The sequence below is a fragment of the Novosphingobium cyanobacteriorum genome (assembly GCF_029436685.1).
Taxonomy (GTDB): Bacteria; Pseudomonadota; Alphaproteobacteria; order Sphingomonadales; family Sphingomonadaceae; genus Novosphingobium; species Novosphingobium cyanobacteriorum.
On sequence record NZ_JAROCY010000068.1, the window covers coordinates 1 to 2,325 of the forward strand.

3 protein-coding genes are annotated in these 2,325 nt (G+C 65.3%); 2 read left to right on the top strand and 1 reads right to left on the bottom strand.

The annotated features are described in order from the left end of the window. The first annotated feature begins 168 nt into the window (after nucleotides 1-168). A complete protein-coding gene (locus tag POM99_RS22220; RefSeq protein WP_277280998.1) occupies nucleotides 169-1,305 on the top strand; it encodes an APC family permease in 1,137 nt (378 codons plus the stop codon). Between the two features lie 103 nt (nucleotides 1,306-1,408). After that, nucleotides 1,409-2,239: a helix-turn-helix transcriptional regulator gene (locus tag POM99_RS22225; protein WP_277280997.1), complete on the top strand. Its 831-nt coding sequence runs from the start codon at nucleotides 1,409-1,411 to the stop codon at nucleotides 2,237-2,239. On the opposite strand, the gene POM99_RS22555 is transcribed toward POM99_RS22225, so the two are convergent. Then, nucleotides 2,231-2,325: Tn3 family transposase (locus POM99_RS22555; protein WP_438823042.1), on the bottom strand; the 95-nt coding region annotated here is incomplete at its 5' end. The genes POM99_RS22225 and POM99_RS22555 overlap by 9 nt on opposite strands.

Consider the following 2,325-nt stretch of genomic DNA (forward strand, 5'->3'; position numbering starts at 1 on the left):
GGCATTGGGCCCTCGGCGCTGACGGAGGCCATGGGCATGCTCAACCACCATTTCGCAGCAGCCGCCTGATCGGCGCAGAGCGACAGCCTACCTCTGACTGCCGCCAATCTTTGCAACAGAGCCGTCTTCACCACGTTCGGCACGGTTAGCAGACTGACCGAAGGTCACCTGCCGCTCGCCTATCTCGTCACCAGCCTTGCCATGCTGTTCACTGCGGGCAGCTATGCAAGGCTGGTGCGGATCGTTCCGGCTGCCGGTTCGGCGTTCAGCTATGCCGGGGCGGCGTTCGGGCGGCGGGCCGGGTTCATCACCGGCTGGACGCTGCTGCTCGATTACATCCTTCTGCCCGCGATCAACTACCTGATCCTGGGGATCTATCTTGCCGCGCAGTTCCCGGCGGTGCCAGCCCAGGCATGGTCCTTCGCGGCCATTGTCCTTGTCACCGTGCTCAATGTGGTGGGCGTGGATCTGGTGCGCCGCGCCAGCGTGGTGCTGGTGGTGTTCCAGCTGATCTTTGCCGCCATATTCCTGTTCGCGGCGTTCGCTCACCCGGCGGTGTCGCTGAGCCTGGCCCCGTTCGTGGCGAGCAAGGCCATCTGGCCCGGCGTGTTTGCAGGGGCTGCGGTGCTGTGCCTCTCGTTCCTGGGCTTCGATGCGGTTTCGACTCTATCGGAGGAAGCGCGCGATCCGGTGCGCACCGTGCCGCGCGCGATCCTTCTGACCACCGTGCTGGGCGGGGGGCTGTTCACCGCGCTGGCCTATGCCGGAACCAGCCTGCTGCCTGACTGGCGCATGATCGAAACCTCGGACAGCGCCGGGCTGGAGGTGATGCGTCCGCTCGGCGGCTTCATGTCCGCGTTCTTTCTGGCAGCCTATATCGGCGGCAGTCTTGCTTCGGCGATTGCGGCGCAGGCCAGCGTTTCGCGCGTGCTCTATGCGATGGGCCGCGAGAACGTGCTGCCGCGCGCGCTGTTCGGTCAGCTCAGCCCCCGCTTCCAGACACCGGTGCGCGCGACCCTGGTGGTGGCGCTGCTTTCGGTCGCGGCCTTGCTGCTGACGCTTGATACGCTCGCCTCGCTGATCAGTTTCGGCGCGCTGTTCGCATTTTCGCTGGTCAATCTTGCCGCGCTGAAGCTTGGAGGCAGGCGGATCGTCCCGGCCTTCGGCTTTTGCGCCACTGTCTGGCTGTGGTTCAACCTCTCGCCGCTGGCGCTGGTGGTGGGCCTGGTGTGGCTGGGGGCGGGCGTGATCTATGCCTTTGCCAGCCCGGATGTGGCGGGCCGCGTGGATGAGGCGCTGGGCTAAGGACAGACCCTGCCAGCGCAGGGTTTGCGTGAGGCAGCACCGAGCGCTAAACGGACCCACGCAGCGTTGGCGCGGCGGGATGCACGGGGGGCACGCAGCGAACATGGTCAAGAGTTCCGGGCCGGTGCCGGTTTCCCCGTCCGATCAGCTTATCCCCGCTGCATCACAGCACGAGCGCACCTTCACGCTTCTCGCGGATGTTCTCGAAGCGCTTGGTGGCACCGATTTCCCGACGGCGCTGGCGCAGCTGATGCAGGAGGCGGGCGGCTACGAGACCACCGTGATCGCCGCCTTCCCGGAATCCGGCCGCCCGGTGCGCCTGTTCAGCAACCTTGCGCCCGAGGACGAGGAAACCACGCTGCGCCCCTATTTCGACAACACCTACCTGCTCGACCCATGGTACAACATGGCGCGCAGGCGGGTTGCAGACGGGGTCTACCGGCTCGAGGAACACGTGCCCGACGATTTTCGGGAGAGCGACTACTTTCGCAACTACTACGCGGCGACCGGACTGCGCGACGAATGCGGCATTTTCGTGCGGCTCAGCGACCAGATCTGCATCGTTGCCATGCTCGGTATCCGGCTGGAGAGCTTGCCGCCGGGCGAGCTTGGTCCGCTCAGGCTCATCCTGCCCTGCCTCGTCCCGGTCATGCGGCGGCACTGGGCGGGGCTTTCGACCCTCACCGTCACGCCCAGCGAAAACCTCGAGACGCTGTGCCGCGTCCATGGACTTGTCGGGCGCGAGATCGAGGTGACCGACCGCTTGCTGCGCGGCTATTCCAACAAGCTGATCGGGCGCGAGCTGGGGATCAGCCCGGAAACGGTCAAGGTCTACCGCAAGCGCATCAACAAGAAGCTCGGCACGACAAGCGCGCGCGAGGTTTTTGCGATGTTCTTGGGGGCGTTTGCGGGAGGGGGCGGAATCCTACGCTAAGGATTTGGGCCAGCGATATTCCCCGGTTAGATTGATGTGTTCCCATCCCAACGGCGAGACGTGGGCGAGTAGATCAGGCGCGATAT

What these genes read in the sequence shown, in the direction of transcription:
- POM99_RS22225 (WP_277280997.1), top strand. Translation starts at nt 1,409, where the DNA reads ATGGTCAAGAGTTCCGGGCCGGTGCCGGTTTCCCCGTCCGATCAGCTT.